Source organism: Rhizobium sp. 0TCS1.26, assembly GCF_050455525.1.
Classification (GTDB): domain Bacteria; phylum Pseudomonadota; class Alphaproteobacteria; order Rhizobiales; family Rhizobiaceae; genus Neorhizobium.
The window spans coordinates 149,589-168,181 of sequence record NZ_JBCIYV010000002.1; the positions used below are offsets into that span (position 1 = coordinate 149,589).

The following is an 18,593-nucleotide window of genomic DNA, read 5'->3' on the forward strand; positions in this document are numbered from 1 at the left end:
GTCCCTATTTCTTGTGTCCGGATATCAGGCCGGCGATGAGCTTCGGCGCACTTGACTTCAGGGCTTCTCCGCGGCCGGACAGGCTCGGATTGGTCATGAAATACTGTTGCGCGTTGAAAGGTTCCTCACCCAGGCGGACTTCCATGCGGCGCGAGGTTCCGTCGGGCAATATCTCGTAGCTCTGCTGATTGTCAATCAGGTTCCCAAGCATGATCTGCGACAGGATCTGCTCATGCACGGTGGGATTGAGCATCGGCACCAGCGTCTCGACGCGCCGGTCGAGATTGCGCGGCATCATGTCGGCCGAACCGATATAGACCAGCGCATGCTCGGACGGCAGCCCGTGCCCGTTGCCGAAGCAGAAGATGCGGCTGTGCTCGAGGAAGCGGCCGACGATCGACTTGACGCGAATGTTTTCCGACAGGCCGGCGACCTGCGGACGCAGGCAGCAGATGCCGCGGATCACCAGGTCGACATCGACGCCGGCGCGGCTGGCGCGGTACAGCGCATCGATGATCTCCGGATCGACGAGCGAGTTCATCTTCATCCAGATGCCGGCGGGACGGCCGGCCAAAGCATGCGCCGTTTCCTCCTCGATATGGCGCAGGATGCGCGGACGCATCGTGTAGGGTGAGACGGCAAGCTTCATGCTTTCCGGCGGCTCGCCATAGCCGGTGATGAAGTTGAAGACGTTCGCCATGTCGTGGGCAATCTTCGGATTGCAGGTGAAGAAGGACAGGTCGGTGTAGATCTTTGCCGTGACCGGGTGGTAGTTGCCGGTGCCGAGGTGGCAGTAGGTCCGCAGTCTGCCGTCTTCGCGGCGTACCACCATCGACATCTTGGCATGCGTCTTCAGTTCGATGAAGCCGAACACCACCTGCACCCCAGCGCGTTCAAGGTCGCGCGCCCAGCGGATGTTGGCCTCCTCGTCGAAGCGCGCCTTGAGCTCGACCAGGGCGGTCACCGACTTGCCCATCTCGGCCGCATCGATCAGCGCCCGCACGATCGGGCTGTCGTTGGAGGTGCGGTAAAGGGTCTGCTTTATCGCCAGAACTTCCGGATCGCGCGCAGCCTGGAGGAGGAACTGGACCACCACGTCGAAGCTCTCGTAGGGATGGTGGACCACCATGTCCTTTTCGCGGATCGCGGCGAAGCAGTCGCCGGCGTGTTCGCGAACGCGCTCGGGAAATCGGGCGTTGTAGGGCTCGAAGCGCAGGTCGTCGCGCGGCGCCTTGGCGATCTCCGACAGCGTGTTGAGCGCTAGAAGCCCGGGCAGAACCGCGACCCGGTTGTCCGGCACGCCCAGCTCCTGGACGACGAACTGCCGCAGCGAGGCCGGCATTTCCGAATCCGTCTCGATGCGAATGACCTTGCCGCGGCGGCGGCGCTTCAGCGCCGTCTCGAAGAAGCGCACCAGATCCTCGGCCTCTTCCTCGACTTCGATATCGCTGTCGCGAATGATGCGGAAGGTGCCGGCGCCCTTCACCTCATAGCCCGGGAACAACCGGTCGATGAACATGCTCACCACGTCTTCCAGCGTGATGTAGCGGATCGTCTGTCCCTCGTCCGGCAAGCGGATGAACCGGTCGAGCGTCGGCGGCAGGCGCAGAAGGCCGGTCATCGGCTCGCGACCGCTCTTGCTGTCGAGCTGCAGGCCCATGGAGAAGCCGAGGTTGGGAATGAACGGGAACGGGTGCGCCGGATCGATGGACAGCGGCGTCAGGATCGGGAACAGGTTTTCCTCGAAATCCGTCGCAAGCCATTGGCGATCGTCATCGTTGAGAGCCGCCGGGCGGACGATCAGGATGTCCTCGCGGGCAAGATACTGCTGGAGGACGGCAAGCGACGCCTGCTGCTCCATCTGCAGATTGTCGATTTCCTTGAGGATGTCTTCAAGCTGCTCGGCCGGCGTCTTGCCGTCGGGGCTGCGCACGAGAATGCCCTGGCGCACCTGCCCCTCAAGCCCGGCAACGCGGACCATGAAGAACTCGTCGAGGTTGGCGGCCGAGATGGACAGGAAGCGGATGCGCTCGAGCAGCGGATGCGCCGTATTCAGCGTTTCTTCGAGAACGCGGCGGTTGAACTGGAGCCAGGAGAATTCCCGGTTGATGAAGCGTTCCGGGCTGTTGAGCAAATCCACGGCTTCCGGCGGCACGTCCAACGACTTTGCCTGCACTTCCGAGATCTGATCCATCATGGCCCCCTTCGCTGCGCCCGACGCCGGGAAAACCCCGGCCATCCACTTGGCGCCTATACCTTTTCAACGACGGAACTATGACAGTCAACTGTCGGTATCGGCACTGCCCGAGAAGCTTTCCAGCACTTCCGCCGCCAGCCCCCGGCTGATCCGGGTGCCGCGCGCCAGCGCCAGCCGGTCGAGCCGGTCGACGACGCCCTGCGCCGCTTCCATCGACCGCTCCATCCGCTGGACGATGTAGGCGACGATACGGTCGTCGATGTGCAACTGCCGGTCGGCAAACAGCTTGACGATCACCTGCCCGAGCAGATCCTCGTCCGGCTCGCCGATCTCGACGACAGTCGCCGCCTTGAGGCGCGAGCGCAGGTCCGGCAGAACCACCGGCCAGGACATCGGCCACAGGCGCGCGGTGATCAGCAGGCTGCGGCCGTTCTCGCGCACGCTGTTGATGACGTGGAAGAGTTCGCTGTCGTCGAAGCCGCGGCGGTCGGCGTCCTCGAAGACCACCGGCGAGGTGGCAGCGACGGTTGCGGCCTCGGCGCCGCGCGTCGGGTGGATGTCGATGGCGCCGGCCTTGTCGCGCCAGATGCTGGCCAGATGCGACTTACCGCAGCCGGCGGGCCCGGTGAGGATGACGACGGGCGCCTTCCAGTCCGGCCATGCGTCGATCATCGCCAGCGCAGCGCTCACCGGCGCAGCGACGAGCAGATCCTCGCGCCCGGTTGCCGCGTCATGGGTCAGCGCCAGAGGCAGCTGCTCGGCGCGCTGACGCTTATGTTTGTCGAGCGTCTCGGTCATGCGTTCTTGCTGAGTGTTTCCGTCGAAGGGTTTTGCAGCGCCTTGGCGTCCACGTCGTTCATGTCATCCCAGGGCAGCTCGGCCGTGTGGCCGTAATAGATGTCGCTCTGAAGATACCGCGACAGCGCGAAACGGACAAGCACGCCGACGACGGCGGCGGCCGGCACGGCGATCAGCAGGCCGACGAAGCCGAACATCGCGCCGAAGGCGAGCAGCGCGAACATCAGCCAGACCGGATGCAGGCCGACGCTGGAGCCGACGAGCTTCGGCTGCAGGATGTTGCCCTCGATGAACTGGCCGGAGAAGAAAACGCACATGGTGGCGATGATCCAGCCATAGTCGGGCCAGAACTGCATGAGCGCCACGCCGACCGCCAGGATCAGGCCGACCAGCGAGCCGATATAGGGAATGAAGCTGATCATGCCGGCGACGAAGCCGATCAACAGGCCGAAGTTCAGCCCGACCAGCGACAGGCCGATTGCGTAATAGACGCCGAGGATGAGGCAGAGCGATCCCTGCCCGCGGATGAAGCCGGAGACCGCCTGGTCCATCTCCCGGGCTAGCTGGCGAACCGTCACCACCTGATCGCGCGGCAGCCAGCTGTCGACCTTGGCGACCATGCGGTCCCAGTCGAGCAGGATGTAGAAGGCGACGACGGGCGTGACAACGAGCAGCGAGATGACGTCGAGAATGGTCTTGCCGGAATTCCAAAGCTGGCTGAGCAGGCCGCCGAGGAAGCCGGCGCCTTCGGTCATGAGGCTGGAGAAGTTTTCCTTGGCGGTCTGGATCTGGCTGACCATCCAGTCGGGCAGGAAGGAGTTTTCCGGGCTGGCGATCAGCTGCTGCAACTGCGTCACATACTGGGGCAGCTGCTGGGCGAATTCGCTGAACTGGCTGATGATCAGCGGGATAATGACCATCAGCGCGACGGTGAACATCAGGATGAAGCCGATGAGGATGACGCAGGTCGCCATCAGCCGGCTCAGGCCACGGCGCTCCAGCCAGTCGGCAACCGGATCGAGAAAATAGGCGAGCGCCATGCCGGCGACGAAGGGCAGAAGAATGGTCCTGAACGCCAGCAGAAAGATGATGAAGCCGATGAGGGCCGCCACCCAGAAGAGGACGTAGCGCCTCAGGCTTGCACCGCTGATGTGGTAGGCCATGCTCAGATCCTTCTCTATCGTCCCGTGCCTGAGGGATGACCTGTCTTTCCGACAAGGTCAAGGCGAAGCCGTGCACTGCAAAAACCTTGCTGAACAGCTTGGAAAACCAGGGCAGCCCGGCGCGGGTGCTTGCATCTGTCGCCCCGGCATGCAATGCGACGCTTCTTGCAGGACATGCTGACGAGACATGCGGAGACGGGCGATGAGCGACGAAGGCAGGAACGGTCTGACCTACAGCGATGCGGGCGTCGATATCGATGCCGGAAACCTGATGGTCGAAAAGATCAAGCCGGCAGTCCGTTCGACACGCCGCCCCGGCGCCGACGGCGAGATCGGCGGCTTCGGCGGATTGTTCGACCTGCGCGCCGCCGGCTTCACCGATCCGGTGCTGGTTGCCGCCAATGACGGCGTCGGCACCAAGCTGAAGATCGCCATCGATGCGGATCGTCATGATACGGTCGGCATCGACCTGGTCGCCATGTGCGTCAACGACCTCGTGGTTCAAGGCGCCGAGCCGCTGTTCTTCCTCGACTATTTCGCCACAGGAAAACTGAACCCGGAACAGGGTGCAGCAATCGTCCTCGGCATCGCCGACGGCTGCCGCCAGGCCGGCTGCGCGCTGATCGGCGGCGAGACTGCCGAGATGCCGGGCATGTACCGTGACGGCGACTACGACCTTGCAGGCTTTGCCGTGGGTGCTGCTGAGCGCGGCCAGTTGCTGCCGACAGGCGACCTTCAGGCAGGCGACCAGATCCTCGGGCTCACCTCTTCGGGCGTGCACTCCAACGGCTTTTCGCTGGTGCGTAAGATCGTCGGCGTCTCGGGGCTTTCGTGGGCCGATGCCGCACCGTTCGCCGACGGCAAGACGCTCGGCGAGGCGCTGCTGACCCCGACGCGCATCTACGTCAAGCCGCTGCTGAAGGCGATCCGCGAGACGGCGGCGCTGAAGGCCCTCGCCCACATTACCGGCGGCGGCTTCCCGGACAATATTCCGCGCGTTCTGCCCGACAACCTGGCAGCCGAAATCGATCTCGACAGCATTCCCGTGCCGCCGGTCTTCTCCTGGCTTGCCAAGGTCGGCGGCGTCGAGGCCACCGAAATGCTGCGCACCTTCAACTGCGGCATCGGCATGATCGTCGTCGTCGCACCGCAGAACGTCCAGGCCGTCACGGACATCCTGTCTGCTGAAGGCGAAGTCGTGGTGCCGCTCGGCCGCATCGTCGGTCGCGAGGCTGGAGCCGCCGGAACGATCTACAAGGGCACGCTGTCGCTATGAACCCCGGCCCCGGCAACACGGAGCGCAAGCGCGTCGTCGTGCTGGTCTCCGGCAGCGGATCGAACATGGTGGCGCTGGCAGATGCCTGCGCCTCGGCGGATTTTCCGGCCGAAATCGTCGGCGTCATTTCCGACAAGCCGGATGCCGGAGGACTTGCAAAGGCGCAGGCCCGCGGCATCAGGACGCTCTCTTTTGCGCGCAAGGATTTCTCCAGCAAGTGGGAGCACGAGGCCGCCGTGCTCCAGGCGCTTGCCGACCTGAACGCAGAGATCGTCTGCCTCGCCGGCTATATGCGCCTCCTGTCGGCGGATTTCATCCGCCCCTTCGAGGGCCGCATCCTCAATATCCATCCGTCGCTGCTGCCGCTGTTTCCCGGCCTGCATACGCATCAGCGGGCGCTGGACGCCGGCGTCCGCGTCTCCGGCTGCACGGTGCATTTCGTCACCGAGGGCATGGACGAAGGTCCGGCTATTGTCCAGGCAGTGGTTCCGGCGCTTGCCGGCGATACGGCCGAAACGCTGGCTGCACGCGTGCTGACCGTCGAACACAAGAGCTATCCGCTGGCGCTGAGACTGGTTGCCGAGGGCAAGGTAAGGATGACCGATGCCGGCGCTGTCGAGCGCGACGGCAACCAGACGGATCCTGCGGCACATCTCATTTCTGCCTGAGGCTCGCCGGCAGCTGCCCCTGCCGAAGCTGGTCACTCCGGATCGTCTGCCGTTCCGTAGATGGTATAGAGAGCGGCGATCAGCAGCGGCGTCTCGTAGCCTGCCAATCGGTAGAAGATCTGCTTGCCGCTGCGCCGGGTGTCGACGATCGCCGCCTCGCGCAACACAGTCAATTGTTGCGACAGGGTTGGTTGCCGCACCCCCAAGCGTTCTTCGAGCATGCCGACCGAATGTTCGCCCTCCGCCAGCGTGCAGGCGAGCAGCAGCCGCACGGGATGTGACAGCGTCTTGAGAAGTCCGGATACCGCGGGAGCATGCACCCGCATCACCTCCAGGTTCGATCCCGGCTCCGCGACCGGGGTCTGCCTGCCAACCATGCCATGCCTCCCGCAGACATATATCGCCGTTCCGGTACGCCAAAGGGCTGCCGATCCCACCGAACGATAACATACAAAGATCTAATATTATAAACTATGCATGCTGGTGTTAGGCCAGCCGAGACGGGATGGCCCTTTCGGGCCATCCTTCCATCTTCCAGCGATCAGCGACGCAGGAACGCCAGCAGGTCTTCCGTCAACTGCTGCTTGTTGGAGGCAAACAGGCCGTGCGGCGCGCCATCGTACTCGATGATCTCAGCGCCCGGGATGCCGGCGGCAGCGGCGCGGCCTGCCGCATCGATCGGAACTGTCTGGTCGCCCGTGCCATGGATGATCAGCGTCGGAACGCGGAAATGCGCAAGGTCCGGGCGAAAATCGGTGGTGGCGAAGGCTTGCGCGCAGGCAAGCGTCGGTTTCAGCCCGGCAGCCATGGCCTGGTTGAACGACCAGTCGAGCACCGCGTCGCTGACGGTGCCGGTGAACACGCCGACGCCGTAGAAGCTCTTGAAGAACGACTGGAAGAAATGCGCCCGGTCTTCCTTCATGGCCGCTGTCATGCCGTCGAACGTCGACTGCGGCGTGCCCTTGGGATTGTCGGTGGTCTCCAGCATGTAGGGAACGACCGAGGCGATCAGGGCCGCCTTCGACACCCGCCTGCCGCCATGCCGCGACATGTAGCGGGCGACCTCGCCGCCGCCCATCGAGAAGCCGAACAGAGCGGCATCCTGCGCATCCGTCGCCTCCAGCACATCGGCGAGATCGTCGGCCAGCGTGTCGTAATCGTAGCCCGTCCAGGGCTGTTCGGACCGGCCGAAGCCGCGGCGGTCGTAGGAGATGGCCCGGAACCCGGCATCGGCCGCAGCCATGGCGAAATCGTCCCAGGTGTCGGAAGTCAGTGGCCAGCCGTGCAGGAGAACGACCGGGCGACCCTGCCCCCAATCCTTGAGGTAGAGTTCGGTGCCGGAGCGCGTCTTGATTGTCGTCATGCCGGTTCCTTTGCGTTGGACAGACCATTTCAACGCAAGAGGAGGAAGCCTGTTCCTTGACGCCTAGGCGAGGGCCTGCCGGTTCTGGACAGCCCAGTGCAGCAGCATGATCGTCTTGCCGTCGCAGATCTCGCCGGTCTCGATCATCGCCAAGGCGTCGGAAAGCTTGACCTCGAGAACCTCGATATCCTCGTTTTCCTCGTCGAGACCGCCGCCATCCGAGACGCGATCCTCAATGTCGATCGCGGCGGCGAAGAAGTGGATGATCTCGGTGACGGCGCCCGGCGACATGAAGCACTTGAACAGGAAACGCACGTCGCGCACCTGGTAGCCGGTCTCCTCGATCGCCTCGCGGCGGATCGCCTCTTCCGGATGGTCGCCGTCCAGCAGGCCTGCAGGCGTCTCGATCATCCAGCCGGAGTGGCCGTTGAGGAAGGCGGGCATGCGGAACTGGCGCACCAGAACCACCACGTCACGCCGCGCGTCGTAGAGCAGGATCGTGGCGCCGTTGCCGCGGTCATAGACCTCGCGATCGAGGCGGACGGTCTTGCCCGTAGATCCGGTGTAATCGAACGTCACCCGATGCAAATGGTACCAGTTGTCGGACAGCAGCTTCTTCTCGACGATATCGATCTTGGCACGTTCATCAACGCTCATGCTTCGTCCTTCACCAGCCAGACCCTGTTGTCGTGTACCGCTGCACCACCATAGGGCGCCACCGGATCGGCACCGGTCAGCACGTTGATGCCCTCGCCGTCGAGATGCGCCTTGTTGGGCCAAAGGCCTTCGGCAATCAGCACGCCGCGGCGGGCGCCGGGCGTCACGGCTGCGTGCAGCCGCAGCTCGCCGCGCCGGTTGCCGATGCGCACCACATCGCCATCGATCACCGACAGCGCATTCGCATCCTCGGGATGGATCATCACCGAGGGCCGGCCTTCCTTGTCGCGAGAGGTCTTCGTCTCGGCAAAGGTCGAGTTGAGGAAGTTGCGTGCCGGCGAGGTCGCGAGCCGGAACGGGTGCTCGGCATCCGCCACCTCGATGACATCCACCTGGTCTGGGAACGGCGGAAGCTCGGCATGCGGACCAAGTGCGCCGATGCTCTTCGGCGTCTTGTTCGGCGACGGGCCGTCCTGCCAGTCGGGCCGAAAGCGGAACTTCCCGTCGGGATAACCAAACCCATTCAGGTAATGCGCATCCTCGAAGGCCGGCTGGCAATCGATCCACTTTTCGGTGAGAAGCTGGTCGTAGCCCGGCAGGCCGTTCGGCAGAAGCATTCCGTCGATGTGCTGCCGTTCACTGAGGCCGAACCCCGGAAAATCGGAGACGCCGAGACGCTTGGCGAGCTCCTCGATGACGAAGAGATTGGTGCGTACCGTCGCCGGCGGCTCGACGAGCTTTGGCCCAAGCAGGATGTGGTTCTGCCCGCCTGCGCGATAGAGATCGTCGTGCTCGACGAACATGGTCGCCGGCAGAACGATATCGGCAATCTCCGCCGTTTCGGTCATGAACTGCTCGTGCACGGCGACGAAAAGATCGGGGCGCGAAAAGCCCTGCCGGACGAGGCGCTGCTCGGGCGCGATATTCATCGGGTTGGTGTTCTGGATGAGAAGCGCCGTCACCGGCCCGCCATGGCGCAGCGCCACCGGATCGCCGGTCAGCACGCGGCCGATCTGCGACTGGTCGAGCATGCGCACGTCCGGGTCCATGTAGGCGGTTCCCATCAGCTCGCGCTTGTCGAGCTTGAAGATTTCGCCATTATTGTGGAAGGCGCCGCCGCCCTCGTACTGCCAGGAGCCCAGCACGGTGGCGATCGACAGTGCCGCGTGCATGGCAACCGTGCCGTTGCGCTGACGGGTAAAGCCATAGCCGAGGCGGAAGAAGGTTCTGTCCGTCGTACCGACCAGTTTTGCCAGCGCCTCGATCTCGTCAACGCCAAGACCGGTGATCGCCGACGCCCATTCCGGCGTCTTCGTTTCCAGATGCGCCTCGAGCCCGAGCGGATCGTCGGAGAACTTCATCATGTATTCGCGGTCGGCATAGCCGTCGCGGAAGGCGACATGCATGATGGCGCAGGCGAGCGCGGCATCTGTGCCGGGCTTCAGCACCACCTTGAGGTCCGCCTGCTTCATCGTCGGGCTGTCATAGATATCGACGACGACGATCTTCGCACCGCGTTCCTTGCGAGCCCGGATGGCGTGGGTCATGACGTTGACCTGGGTAGCGACCGGGTTGGTGCCCCAGATGACGACGCAGTCGGATTTCGCCATCTCGCGCGGGTCCGGACCGCGCAGCGCACCGGTGCCCATCACGTAGCCGGTCCACGCCATGTTGGTGCAGATCGAGCCGAAGAATCCGGAATAGCGCTTGGCATGGCGCAGGCGCTCGATGGAATCGCGCTGCACCTGGCCCATGGTACCGGCGTAGAAATAGGGCCAGATCGCCTCGCTGCCGTGTGCCGCCTCGGCCTTGACGAAGGCTTCGGCGATCTCGTCGAGCGCCGCGTCCCACGACACTTCCTGCCAGGCACCCTCGCCCTTGCCGCCCAGACGACGCTTCGGGGTCATCAGCCGGTCCGGATGGTAGAGACGCTCGGCGTAGCGCGCGACCTTGGCGCAGACGACGCCGGCCGTATAGGTATTGGCGCTTGCGCCACGGACACGGCCGATGCGGCCCTCGGCGGTCAGGTCGACTTCAAGCGCGCAGGCGGAGGGACAGTCATGCGGGCAGACCGTATGACCGACGGCGTTTTTCACGGAGATCGGGGTCGCAAGGTTCATGCCTTTCCTATAGGACAAGGCGAGCCCCGCCAAAAGCGACTTTTGCGGCGCATCAAATCATTTCACGCGATCCAGCAGAGACCTGAATGAACTATCGGCACATCTATCACGCGGGCAATTTCGCCGACGTCCTGAAACATGCCGTCCTCTGCCTGCTGATCCGCTACATGCAGAAGAAGGACAAGGCATTCCGCGTGCTCGACACACATGCCGGCACCGGGCTTTACGACCTGTCGTCGGAAGAGGCGCAGAAGACCGGCGAATGGCGCGACGGGATCGGCCGGCTGCTGTCGGCGGATCTTGCGCCGGACGTTGCAAGCCTGCTGGCGCCATACCTGGACGCGGTGCGCGAGATGAACCCGGATGGCAGCATCAATCTCTATCCGGGCTCCCCAAAGCTTGCCCGGCTGCTGTTTCGGCCGCAGGACCGGCTGGCGGCGATGGAACTGCATCCGGACGATTTCGGCCGTCTGTGGCGCCTGTTCGAGGGCGACCATCAGGTCCGGGTGACGGAGCTCGACGGCTGGCTGTCTCTCGGCGCCCACCTGCCGCCGAAGGAAAAGCGCGGGCTGGTGCTGATCGATCCGCCCTTCGAGATCGATGGCGAATACGAGCGGCTGGCCAAGGGGCTGGCGACTGCCTACCGGCGGTTTCCCGGCGGCACCTACTGCCTGTGGTACCCGATCAAGAAGGGCGCGCCGATCCGCCAGTTCCACGAGGACCTGCAGGCGCTGGAAATCCCCAAGATGCTGTGCGCCGAACTCCTGGTGCGCAGCGACCGCGAGACGACCGGCCTCTCCGGCTCAGGCCTCATCGTCGTCAACCCGCCATTCACGCTGAAGGCGGACCTGCACCGGTTGCTGCCGGTGCTGAAGGAGGTGCTGGCGCAGGATCGCTATGCGTCGCAGCGCAGCTTCTGGCTGCGCGGCGAGGAGAAGCCTGAAGAGGTGTGACGGCGGAGCCGCTTGACCGGGCGGGCAGATCCGGGACATGCTCGACCAGTCCCGGGGAGGCCAACATGAACCACTTCTTGTCCTGCGCAGTGCTTGGTCTCTCGCTGCTTGCGAGCGCCCTTCCCTCAGCCGCCGAGGATCGGCCCGGCAGCTTCGATTTCTATGTGCTGTCGCTTTCCTGGTCGCCGACCTTCTGCACCGGCGGACGCGCCAAGGAAAACCCGCAGCAATGCGCGGCGGACAAGGAATTCCGTTTCATCGTCCATGGCCTGTGGCCGCAGAACGAGAAGGGTTATCCGCAATCTTGCGCGAGCACCGAACCGAGCCGCGTGCCCGCCGAACTCGGACGCCAGTATTTCGACATCATGCCGTCAATGGGGCTGATCGGCCACCAGTGGCGCAAGCATGGCAGCTGCACCGGCCTCAACCAGGCCGACTACCTGAAAGCCACTCGCAGCGCCTATGACAAGATCAAGCTGCCGCAGCAGTTGTCGACGCTGACGACCACCGAGACACTGTCCGCCGAAGCCATCGAGCAAGGCTTCGTCGCCGCCAATCCCGGCCTTACCCCCGCCTCCATCGCCGTCAGCTGCGAGGGCAGCAGGCTGGAGGAGGTGCGCATCTGCCTATCCAAGGATCTGACCTTCCGCCCGTGCCGCGAGGTGGATCGACAGGGCTGCTCGCTCAGCCGCATCACCATACCGCCGGCAAACTGACGACACAGGATATCCCATGAAGCTGCTCTACTCGCCCGCCTCCCCCTATTCCGCAAAATGCCGCATGGCGGCCCGCCATCTCAACATCGCGATCGAGGACGTGCTAACCGACACCAACACGCCGCCGGCCGAACTGCTGGACAGCAACCCGCTCGGCAAGATCCCGGTCCTCATCCGCGACGGAGAGCAGCCGGTCTACGACAGTGTGGCGATCATGCAGTTCCTCGACCGCCAGTCCGGCGGCAGGCTCTATCCGACGGACGCTGACGAGCGGACGCAGGCGGAGGTGCTGGAAGCGCTGTGCGACGGCATCACCGACTGCCTGCTCGCCATCATGTACGAGAGGCGTTTCCGGCCGGCCGAGATCGTCTACCAGCCGTGGATCGACAAGCAGTGGGACAAGGTCGTGCGCGGCCTGGATTTCCTGGAGAACAACCTGCCGCAGACCGGCGACAGGCTGCATGGCGGGCATTTTTCGCTGGCCGCACTGATCGGCTACCTCGATCTGCGTTTCGCCGGCCAGTGGGCTGACGGGCGGCCGAACCTGTCCGGCTGGACGGACACGTTTTCGACGGTGTTCGTCGATTACGAGAGCATGAAGTCAGCGGCCTGAAGAGCCGCTTTGACAGGTTGTGATTTATAGATCACAATCTGTCGTGACCTTGATCAAGCAGTCAAGCAGCTTCCGGAAATGGGTTGAAAAGCTCAAGGACGAGCGGGCGAAAGCGATTATCGCAGCCCGGCTGCTCAGGCTATCGCTTGGCCATGAGGGCGACTGCGCGCCTGTCGGCGGCGGGATCTGTGAGCTGCGTGTCCATCACGGTCCTGGCTAGCGTATCTACTTTTGCCGCCGGGGCGCCCTGCTCATCATCCTGCTGTGCGGGGGCGACAAGAGTTCGCAACGGCGGGATATCGAGACGGCCAGACGCATCGCCGCCGAGTGGAGAGACAATCATGATTGACACCTTTACCAGCTTCGACCCGGCTGACCTGCTGAAGACAGACGAGGCAATCGAAGCGTTCCTGACCGAAGCCTTCGAGACGGACGACGCAGCCTACATCGCCAGGGCGATCGGCGTCGTGGCACGGGCGAAGGGAATGACGGCAGTGGCGCGCGAGACGGGGCTGGCAAGGGAGCAGCTGTATCGCTCGCTGAGCGAGAGCGGCAATCCGACACTTGAAACGACGGTTGCGGTTTTGAAGGCGCTGGGATTACAGCTGACGGCCAAGCCTCGGGCGGCTTGAACGAGAACTTGCCAGAGGCACCGCCAGCAGCGCCTCGCGCAGCCGGAGACAAAAAAGGCCGGAGGTTTCCCCCGGCCTTATTTCATTACAGATCCGCTGGATCAGAACTTGACGCCAACGCCGACCTTGACCGAGTGGTCGTCGAAGCCGCGCGACACGGTGGTGCCGCCGAGGTTGTAGTCCTTGTCCTGGAAATCGGTGTAACGATATTCCACGCGGGCGGTGATGTTGTTGGTGATGAAGGTTTCAACACCTGCACCGACCGTGTAGCCAACGGCAGTCTTGTCGTCGGAACCGGCAGCGTTGGACAGTTCATGGTTGCCGACAGCCAGACCGGCCGTGCCGTAGATCATGAACGGGCTGAGGTCGTAACCGACGCGGCCGCGGACCGAGCCGTTGAGCTTCTGCTCGGCAGTGACGCCAGCGCCGGCCGAACCCTTCTGGTCGTTGTAGCCGATGTCGGCTTCAGCACCGTAGACGATCTGGCCGCTCTGCCAGTTGTAACCGCCGAATGCGCCGCCGCCCCAACCGTCAGCGTTGGTGTCGCTCGGGCCGCCCTGGGCCGTGCCGAAATCGTACGAGCCGTAGCCGCCGAGGTAGAAGCCAGACCAGTTGGCTGCCGGAGCGGCAGTTTCAACGGCCATCGGAGCTTCCGGGATCTGGGTGACGGCGTCTGCTGCGTGTGCCGAAACGGCGGCGAGGCTGGCTGCAGAAACCATCAGGGTCGCGATGAGAGTACGCATACTTAAATCTCCTTTTTATGCCGAGCTGGGAAGTGATCTAACAAGACGAAAGGTCGTCATTTGTTCCCGGCTCGTTGAGATGGAATTTGGTGGCCAATTGAGGAAATGAAAGTACCGAATTGTGAATTGATTGTGGCGCGCGAATGGCAGAAATTGGATGTTGCTTTGCCGCAACATGTATTTCGTTAACCTTACTCGAAGGTAAACAGAAGTATTACATGTTGAACTACTGGTCACGGCCGCGTGACTACATGACGATTCCATAGCTGAACAAAAGTCTTCTGGCAAACGATCCGGCGACTTGATGATCTCGTAAAGCTTCGGCATGACGTCGCTCTCCAAGATCGGCCTGAAAGGACTGAACGAACCTTGTCTTCCTCCCGTAGCGTACTTGTAACTGGCGGTGCCAAAAGAATGGGCCGGGCAATTTGCGAGGATCTCGCCCGACATGGCTATGGCGTCGCGGTGCATGCGGATCGTTCGATCGAAGAGGCAGAGGCTCTTGCCGCCTTGCTTCGGGCGCAAGGTTATCGGGCGATCGCGGTCAAGGCCGACCTTCTCGACGAGACACAGGCCGATCAATTAATCGATTCTGCAGCAAAAAAGCTTGGGCCGCTGACCGGTCTCGTCAACAATGCCTCGATCTTCCTGGCCGATGCGGCAGATGCCTTCGATGCAAAAACCTTCGACAGGCATTTCGGCATCCACGTGCGGGCGCCATCGATCCTTTCGGCGGCGCTGCTGCGCCAGCTGCCGGCGGATGAAGATGGGCTCATCGTCAACATCATCGATCAGCGGGTGTGGAAGCTGACGCCGCAGTTCTACTCCTACACCCTGTCGAAAACGGCCCTGTGGGCGGCGACGCAGACACTGGCACAGGCCTATGCGCCACGCGTCCGGGTCAATGCCATCGGCCCCGGCCCGTCGTTCCGCAGCGCCCGCCAGTCGGAACAGGACTTCGCCCGGCAGGTCGCCGCGCTCCCCCTCGAGCATGGGCCGAAGGCGATGGAATTCGGCCAGACGATCCGATTTCTTTTTGACACTCCGTCCATCACGGGCCAAATGATAGCCCTAGATGGTGGCCAGCATCTGGCCTGGAAAACGCCTGATGTGGCGGAGATCATTGAATGAACGGAACGAAACTGCCCGAGGGCGGCGTTCTTTATGACGAATCAGATGAAGATGACGACGACATCGTCCAGCCGGACGGCGACGCCGCACGCGTCGTGTCGGGCATCGAATGGCATGAGGGTCTGAAGAACGAATCCGGCCTCAAGGGCGCCGAACTGATTGCCGAATTCGTCAAGCACCTGCCGAACGCGCCCGGCGTCTACCGGATGTTCAACGAGGCGGGCGACGTGCTTTACGTCGGCAAGGCCCGCAGCCTGAAGAAGCGCGTCAGCAACTACGCCCAGGGGCGCGTGCATTCCAACCGGCTGACGAAGATGGTGCGCGAGACGGCGCAGATGGAATTCGTCACGACCCGGACGGAAACCGAAGCGCTGCTGCTCGAAGCCAATCTGATCAAGAGGCTGCGTCCGCGCTACAACGTGCTGCTGCGCGACGACAAGAGCTTTCCCTATATCATGCTGACGGGCGACCACCGGGCGCCGGCCATCTACAAGCATCGCGGCGCCCGTGCCCGCAAGGGAGACTATTTCGGCCCGTTTGCGTCGGCGAGCGCCGTCGGCCGGACGATCAACTCGCTGCAGCGCGCCTTCCTGCTGCGCACCTGCACCGACAGCGTCTTCGAGGTGCGCACCCGTCCCTGCCTGCTCTACCAGATCAAGCGCTGTTCGGGACCGTGCACCCACGAGATCTCCGACGCCGACTATGCCGAACTGGTCAACGAGGCGAAGGATTTCCTTTCCGGACGCAGCCAGAACGTCAAGGCGACCATCGGCCGGCAGATGACGGAGGCTTCCGAGGATCTCGATTTCGAGCGGGCCGCCGTGTACCGGGATCGCCTCAGCGCGCTCAGCCACGTGCAGAGCCACCAGGGCATCAATCCGGCCGGAGTCGAGGAGGCGGATGTCTTTGCCATCCACCATGAGGGCGGGCTGACCTGTATCCAGGTGTTCTTCTTCCGCGCCGGGCAGAACTGGGGCAACCAGGCCTATTTCCCGAAAGCAGATCCGCAGCTGACGGGCGCCGAGGTGCTGAACGCCTTCCTGGCGCAGTTCTACGACGACAAGCCGGTGCCGCGCCAGATCCTCTTGTCGGAGACGATCGAGGAACAGGACCTGCTGGCCCTGGCGCTGAGCGAGAAGGCCGGCCAGAAGATCGCCATCCTGGTGCCGCAGCGGGGCGAGAAGAAGGACCTGACCGACCACGTCCTGTCGAACGCCCGCGAGGCACATGGGCGCAAGCTTGCCGAGACGGCTTCACAGGAACGCTTGCTGAAGGGGTTTTCCGAAACCTTCGGCCTGTCCTTCGTGCCGCGCCGCATCGAGATCTACGACAACTCGCATATCATGGGCACCAATGCCGTCGGCGGCATGGTTGTCGCCGGGCCGGAAGGCTTCGTGAAGGGCCAGTACCGCAAGTTCAACATCAAATCGACGGACATCACCCCCGGCGATGACTTCGGCATGATGCGCGAGGTGATGACCCGCCGGTTCTCACGCCTCTTGAAGGAAGAAGGGCTGCCCGATCGCACCGCCCGGCCATCTCCCGAGGATGCGGCCGATGCCGGCTTCCCGGCCTGGCCGGACGTCATCCTCATCGATGGCGGCCAGGGACAGATGTCGGCAGTGCGCAAGATCCTCGACGAGCTCGGTATCCGCGAGGTGGTGACAGCCATCGGCGTCGCCAAGGGCGTCGATCGTGAGGCCGGTCGCGAGCGCTTCTTTGCCGACGGCCGCCAGGATTTCTCGCTGCCGCCGCGCGATCCCGTCCTTTATTTCGTCCAGCGGCTTCGCGACGAGGCGCACCGCTTCGCCATCGGCTCGCATCGGGCGCGGCGCAAGAAGGAAATGGTCAAGAACCCGCTCGACGAGATCTCCGGCATCGGCCCGACGCGCAAGCGCGCGCTGCTGCAGCACTTCGGCACCGCCAAAGCCGTGTCGCGGGCCGGCATCAGTGACCTGATGGCTGTCGAGGGCATCTCGGAAGGCGTCGCCAAGCACATCTACAACCATTTCCACGAGAACCGCGCCGGCTGACGCCCGACCGGCCCGGATCGCCCGTCACGGCACCGCCTGCCTTGGCCACGGCAGCCCGCATGCCTCGATAACGACGTAAACGAGCCGCACCACAGGAGGGTTGGCCAAGGCTGCAGCAATTCAGTCAGATTGCGTGTTGACGCTCCGGCGTCTAAGCATCAACTAGAAGCACATATCAGGTAACAGGTCCGCCATGGCGTCGCGCGCATACAACATCCCCAATCTCCTCACCTATGCGCGCATCCTGGCCGTGCCGTTGATCGTCGTGTGCTTTTTCGTCGAGGGCCGGCTGGAGAGCTCGGATTTCGCCCGCTGGATGGGCCTGGCTATCTTCGCGATTGCCTCGATCACCGACTATTTCGACGGCTACCTCGCGCGCATCTGGAACCAGACGTCGAATATCGGCCGCATGCTGGATCCGATCGCCGACAAGCTGCTGGTCGCCTCGGTGCTGCTGCTGATGGCCGCCGACGGGACAATCGCCGGCTGGTCGCTGTGGGCGGCGATCACCATCCTGTGCCGGGAAATCCTCGTGTCGGGACTGCGCGAGTATCTGGCCGCGCTGAAGGTGGCGGTGCCGGTGACCCGGATCGCCAAGTGGAAGACGACGATCCAGATGGTGTCGATCGCCTTCCTGCTCGCCGGACCGGCGGGCGACAAGTTCGGCCTCTACACGACGGCAACCGGCATCACGCTTCTGTGGATCGCGGCGCTCCTCACCATCTATTCCGGCTACGACTACTTCAAGGCCGGGCTCAAGCACGTGGTGGACGCAGAATGAGGGTCAAGCTCGTCTATTTCGCCTGGGTGCGCGAACGCATCGACAAGCCCGAGGAGGACATCGACCTTCCGGAGAGCGTCGTGACGGCAGGCGATCTGCTGGATTACCTGAAGACGCTCGGCGAAGGCTATGAAGCGGCGCTGCAGTATCCGGATGTCATCCGGGTGGCGGTCAACCAGGAACATGTCGATCACGACGAGCCGATCGCCGGCGCCCGCGAAATCGGCATCTTTCCGCCGATGACCGGCGGCTGAGCGGTTTCCCGGAGAACAGCATGACGTCCATCGTCCCGACCATCCGCGTCCAGGCAGAGGATTTCGACCTGCAGGCGGAGATCGATGCGCTGACGGGCGGGCGCCGGGATGTGGGGGCGGTGGTCACGTTTTCCGGCCTCTGCCGTGACGAAGGCGGCAGCCTGACCGCACTCGAACTCGAGCATTATCCCGGCATGGCGGAGGCCGAGATGCGGCGGATCGGTGAACTCGCCGTGAACCGCTTTTCGCTTCTCGGGCTCACCGCCATCCATCGCTATGGCAAGATCGCTCCCGGCGGCAACATCGTCCTGGTCATCGCCTCGGCATCGCACCGGCAGGCAGCCTTCGACGGCGCCAGCCTGATGATGGATTTCCTGAAGACGGCGGCGCCTTTCTGGAAGAAGGAGCATCTTGCCGACGGGACGTCCGGCGGCTGGGTGGCCGCCAAGGATGCCGACGACGCGGCCCGAGACAAGTGGCTCTGACGCCTCCGGC

The 18,593-nt window shown here is 63.6% G+C and carries 19 protein-coding genes; 11 read left to right on the forward strand and 8 right to left on the reverse strand.

Annotated elements, in window-relative coordinates; all coding sequences use genetic code 11:
• Window positions 1-4: 4 nt before the first annotated feature.
• The 3 genes from AAIH46_RS07800 to AAIH46_RS07810 all read right to left on the reverse strand — a co-directional run bounded on the left by AAIH46_RS07800 (window position 5) and on the right by AAIH46_RS07810 (window position 4,158).
• Window positions 5-2,194, reverse strand: a complete 2,190-nt coding sequence (locus AAIH46_RS07800) for an RNA degradosome polyphosphate kinase (protein WP_430306516.1) — start codon at window positions 2,192-2,194, stop codon at window positions 5-7.
• An 87-nt stretch (window positions 2,195-2,281) separates the two neighbouring features.
• Window positions 2,282-2,995: a DnaA regulatory inactivator HdaA gene (hdaA, locus tag AAIH46_RS07805; RefSeq protein ID WP_430305215.1), complete on the reverse strand. Its 714-nt coding sequence runs from the start codon at window positions 2,993-2,995 to the stop codon at window positions 2,282-2,284.
• Complete coding sequence (locus tag AAIH46_RS07810; RefSeq protein ID WP_430305216.1) at window positions 2,992-4,158, reverse strand: AI-2E family transporter; 1,167 nt, start codon at window positions 4,156-4,158, stop codon at window positions 2,992-2,994. The genes hdaA and AAIH46_RS07810 overlap by 4 nt, the downstream gene beginning before the upstream one ends.
• Window positions 4,159-4,360: 202 nt before the next feature.
• Between AAIH46_RS07810 and purM the strand changes: the two genes are divergently transcribed.
• Window positions 4,361-5,434 carry a phosphoribosylformylglycinamidine cyclo-ligase gene (purM, locus tag AAIH46_RS07815; protein ID WP_430305217.1) on the forward strand — a complete coding sequence of 358 codons (1,074 nt, stop codon included), beginning with the start codon at window positions 4,361-4,363 and terminating at the stop codon, window positions 5,432-5,434.
• Window positions 5,431-6,102, forward strand: a complete 672-nt coding sequence (gene purN, locus AAIH46_RS07820; protein WP_430305219.1) for a phosphoribosylglycinamide formyltransferase — start codon at window positions 5,431-5,433, stop codon at window positions 6,100-6,102. The genes purM and purN overlap by 4 nt, the downstream gene beginning before the upstream one ends.
• A gap of 32 nt (window positions 6,103-6,134) precedes the next feature.
• Here the strand turns inward: purN and AAIH46_RS07825 are convergent, their stop codons facing one another.
• The 4 genes from AAIH46_RS07825 to AAIH46_RS07840 form a co-directional block, all read right to left on the reverse strand.
• Entirely contained in the window at window positions 6,135-6,479 is a 345-nt protein-coding gene (locus AAIH46_RS07825; RefSeq protein ID WP_430305220.1) for a metalloregulator ArsR/SmtB family transcription factor, read from the reverse strand.
• 164 nt (window positions 6,480-6,643) lie between these two features.
• Entirely contained in the window at window positions 6,644-7,465 is an 822-nt protein-coding gene (locus AAIH46_RS07830) for an alpha/beta fold hydrolase (RefSeq protein WP_430305222.1), read from the reverse strand.
• Window positions 7,466-7,528: 63 nt separating this feature from the next.
• The gene (locus tag AAIH46_RS07835) at window positions 7,529-8,122 is read right to left on the reverse strand and encodes an NUDIX domain-containing protein (protein ID WP_430305223.1); all 594 of its coding nucleotides are present in this window, start codon (window positions 8,120-8,122) and stop codon (window positions 7,529-7,531) included.
• A complete protein-coding gene (locus AAIH46_RS07840) occupies window positions 8,119-10,242 on the reverse strand; it encodes a molybdopterin-containing oxidoreductase family protein (protein ID WP_430305226.1) in 2,124 nt (707 codons plus the stop codon). Before AAIH46_RS07840 ends, AAIH46_RS07835 begins: the two co-directional genes overlap by 4 nt.
• A gap of 86 nt (window positions 10,243-10,328) precedes the next feature.
• On the opposite strand from AAIH46_RS07840, the gene AAIH46_RS07845 reads away from it, so the two are divergent.
• From AAIH46_RS07845 to AAIH46_RS07860, 4 genes are all read left to right on the forward strand, one after another.
• Window positions 10,329-11,195, forward strand: a complete 867-nt coding sequence (locus AAIH46_RS07845) for a 23S rRNA (adenine(2030)-N(6))-methyltransferase RlmJ (RefSeq protein ID WP_430305229.1) — start codon at window positions 10,329-10,331, stop codon at window positions 11,193-11,195.
• Window positions 11,196-11,260: 65 nt separating this feature from the next.
• Entirely contained in the window at window positions 11,261-11,911 is a 651-nt protein-coding gene (locus AAIH46_RS07850; protein ID WP_430305230.1) for a ribonuclease T2 family protein, read from the forward strand.
• 16 nt (window positions 11,912-11,927) lie between these two features.
• Entirely contained in the window at window positions 11,928-12,524 is a 597-nt protein-coding gene (locus AAIH46_RS07855; protein WP_430305232.1) for a glutathione S-transferase, read from the forward strand.
• Between the two features lie 341 nt (window positions 12,525-12,865).
• Complete coding sequence (locus tag AAIH46_RS07860) at window positions 12,866-13,156, forward strand: addiction module antidote protein (RefSeq protein WP_430305234.1); 291 nt, start codon at window positions 12,866-12,868, stop codon at window positions 13,154-13,156.
• Window positions 13,157-13,257: 101 nt separating this feature from the next.
• On the opposite strand, the gene AAIH46_RS07865 is transcribed toward AAIH46_RS07860, so the two are convergent.
• Window positions 13,258-13,899 (reverse strand): outer membrane protein, encoded by a 642-nt coding sequence (locus AAIH46_RS07865; protein ID WP_430305237.1) that lies wholly within the window; start codon window positions 13,897-13,899, stop codon window positions 13,258-13,260.
• Window positions 13,900-14,268: 369 nt separating this feature from the next.
• Here AAIH46_RS07865 and AAIH46_RS07870 point away from each other — a divergent pair, with 369 nt between their 5' ends.
• The 5 genes from AAIH46_RS07870 (at window position 14,269) to AAIH46_RS07890 (ending at window position 18,583) form a co-directional block, all read left to right on the forward strand.
• The gene (locus AAIH46_RS07870; protein WP_430305239.1) at window positions 14,269-15,030 is read left to right on the forward strand and encodes an SDR family oxidoreductase; all 762 of its coding nucleotides are present in this window, start codon (window positions 14,269-14,271) and stop codon (window positions 15,028-15,030) included.
• Window positions 15,027-17,063 (forward strand): excinuclease ABC subunit UvrC, encoded by a 2,037-nt coding sequence (uvrC, locus tag AAIH46_RS07875; RefSeq protein ID WP_430305240.1) that lies wholly within the window; start codon window positions 15,027-15,029, stop codon window positions 17,061-17,063. The genes AAIH46_RS07870 and uvrC overlap by 4 nt, the downstream gene beginning before the upstream one ends.
• A gap of 193 nt (window positions 17,064-17,256) precedes the next feature.
• Window positions 17,257-17,844 (forward strand): CDP-diacylglycerol--glycerol-3-phosphate 3-phosphatidyltransferase, encoded by a 588-nt coding sequence (gene pgsA, locus AAIH46_RS07880; RefSeq protein ID WP_430305241.1) that lies wholly within the window; start codon window positions 17,257-17,259, stop codon window positions 17,842-17,844.
• Complete coding sequence (gene moaD / locus AAIH46_RS07885; RefSeq protein ID WP_430305242.1) at window positions 17,841-18,098, forward strand: molybdopterin converting factor subunit 1; 258 nt, start codon at window positions 17,841-17,843, stop codon at window positions 18,096-18,098. The genes pgsA and moaD overlap by 4 nt, the downstream gene beginning before the upstream one ends.
• 20 nt (window positions 18,099-18,118) lie before the next feature.
• A complete protein-coding gene (locus AAIH46_RS07890; RefSeq protein WP_430305243.1) occupies window positions 18,119-18,583 on the forward strand; it encodes a molybdenum cofactor biosynthesis protein MoaE in 465 nt (154 codons plus the stop codon).
• Window positions 18,584-18,593: the final 10 nt, after the last annotated feature.

Bases quoted from the DNA above. Each gene is read 5' to 3' on its own strand.
- hdaA (WP_430305215.1), bottom strand. From the start codon at position 2,995: ATGACCGAGACGCTCGACAAACATAAGCGTCAGCGCGCCGAGCAGCTG.
- AAIH46_RS07825 (WP_430305220.1), bottom strand. From the start codon at position 6,479: ATGGTTGGCAGGCAGACCCCGGTCGCGGAGCCGGGATCGAACCTGGAG.
- AAIH46_RS07865 (WP_430305237.1), bottom strand. From the start codon at position 13,899: ATGCGTACTCTCATCGCGACCCTGATGGTTTCTGCAGCCAGCCTCGCC.
- moaD (WP_430305242.1), top strand. From the start codon at position 17,841: ATGAGGGTCAAGCTCGTCTATTTCGCCTGGGTGCGCGAACGCATCGAC.
- purN (WP_430305219.1), top strand. From the start codon at position 5,431: ATGAACCCCGGCCCCGGCAACACGGAGCGCAAGCGCGTCGTCGTGCTG.
- AAIH46_RS07810 (WP_430305216.1), bottom strand. From the start codon at position 4,158: ATGGCCTACCACATCAGCGGTGCAAGCCTGAGGCGCTACGTCCTCTTC.
- AAIH46_RS07855 (WP_430305232.1), top strand. From the start codon at position 11,928: ATGAAGCTGCTCTACTCGCCCGCCTCCCCCTATTCCGCAAAATGCCGC.
- AAIH46_RS07835 (WP_430305223.1), bottom strand. From the start codon at position 8,122: ATGAGCGTTGATGAACGTGCCAAGATCGATATCGTCGAGAAGAAGCTG.
- AAIH46_RS07850 (WP_430305230.1), top strand. From the start codon at position 11,261: ATGAACCACTTCTTGTCCTGCGCAGTGCTTGGTCTCTCGCTGCTTGCG.
- AAIH46_RS07830 (WP_430305222.1), bottom strand. From the start codon at position 7,465: ATGACGACAATCAAGACGCGCTCCGGCACCGAACTCTACCTCAAGGAT.
- AAIH46_RS07845 (WP_430305229.1), top strand. From the start codon at position 10,329: ATGAACTATCGGCACATCTATCACGCGGGCAATTTCGCCGACGTCCTG.
- pgsA (WP_430305241.1), top strand. From the start codon at position 17,257: ATGGCGTCGCGCGCATACAACATCCCCAATCTCCTCACCTATGCGCGC.
- AAIH46_RS07840 (WP_430305226.1), bottom strand. From the start codon at position 10,242: ATGAACCTTGCGACCCCGATCTCCGTGAAAAACGCCGTCGGTCATACG.
- AAIH46_RS07890 (WP_430305243.1), top strand. From the start codon at position 18,119: ATGACGTCCATCGTCCCGACCATCCGCGTCCAGGCAGAGGATTTCGAC.
- AAIH46_RS07800 (WP_430306516.1), bottom strand. From the start codon at position 2,194: ATGGATCAGATCTCGGAAGTGCAGGCAAAGTCGTTGGACGTGCCGCCG.
- uvrC (WP_430305240.1), top strand. From the start codon at position 15,027: ATGAACGGAACGAAACTGCCCGAGGGCGGCGTTCTTTATGACGAATCA.
- purM (WP_430305217.1), top strand. From the start codon at position 4,361: ATGAGCGACGAAGGCAGGAACGGTCTGACCTACAGCGATGCGGGCGTC.
- AAIH46_RS07860 (WP_430305234.1), top strand. From the start codon at position 12,866: ATGATTGACACCTTTACCAGCTTCGACCCGGCTGACCTGCTGAAGACA.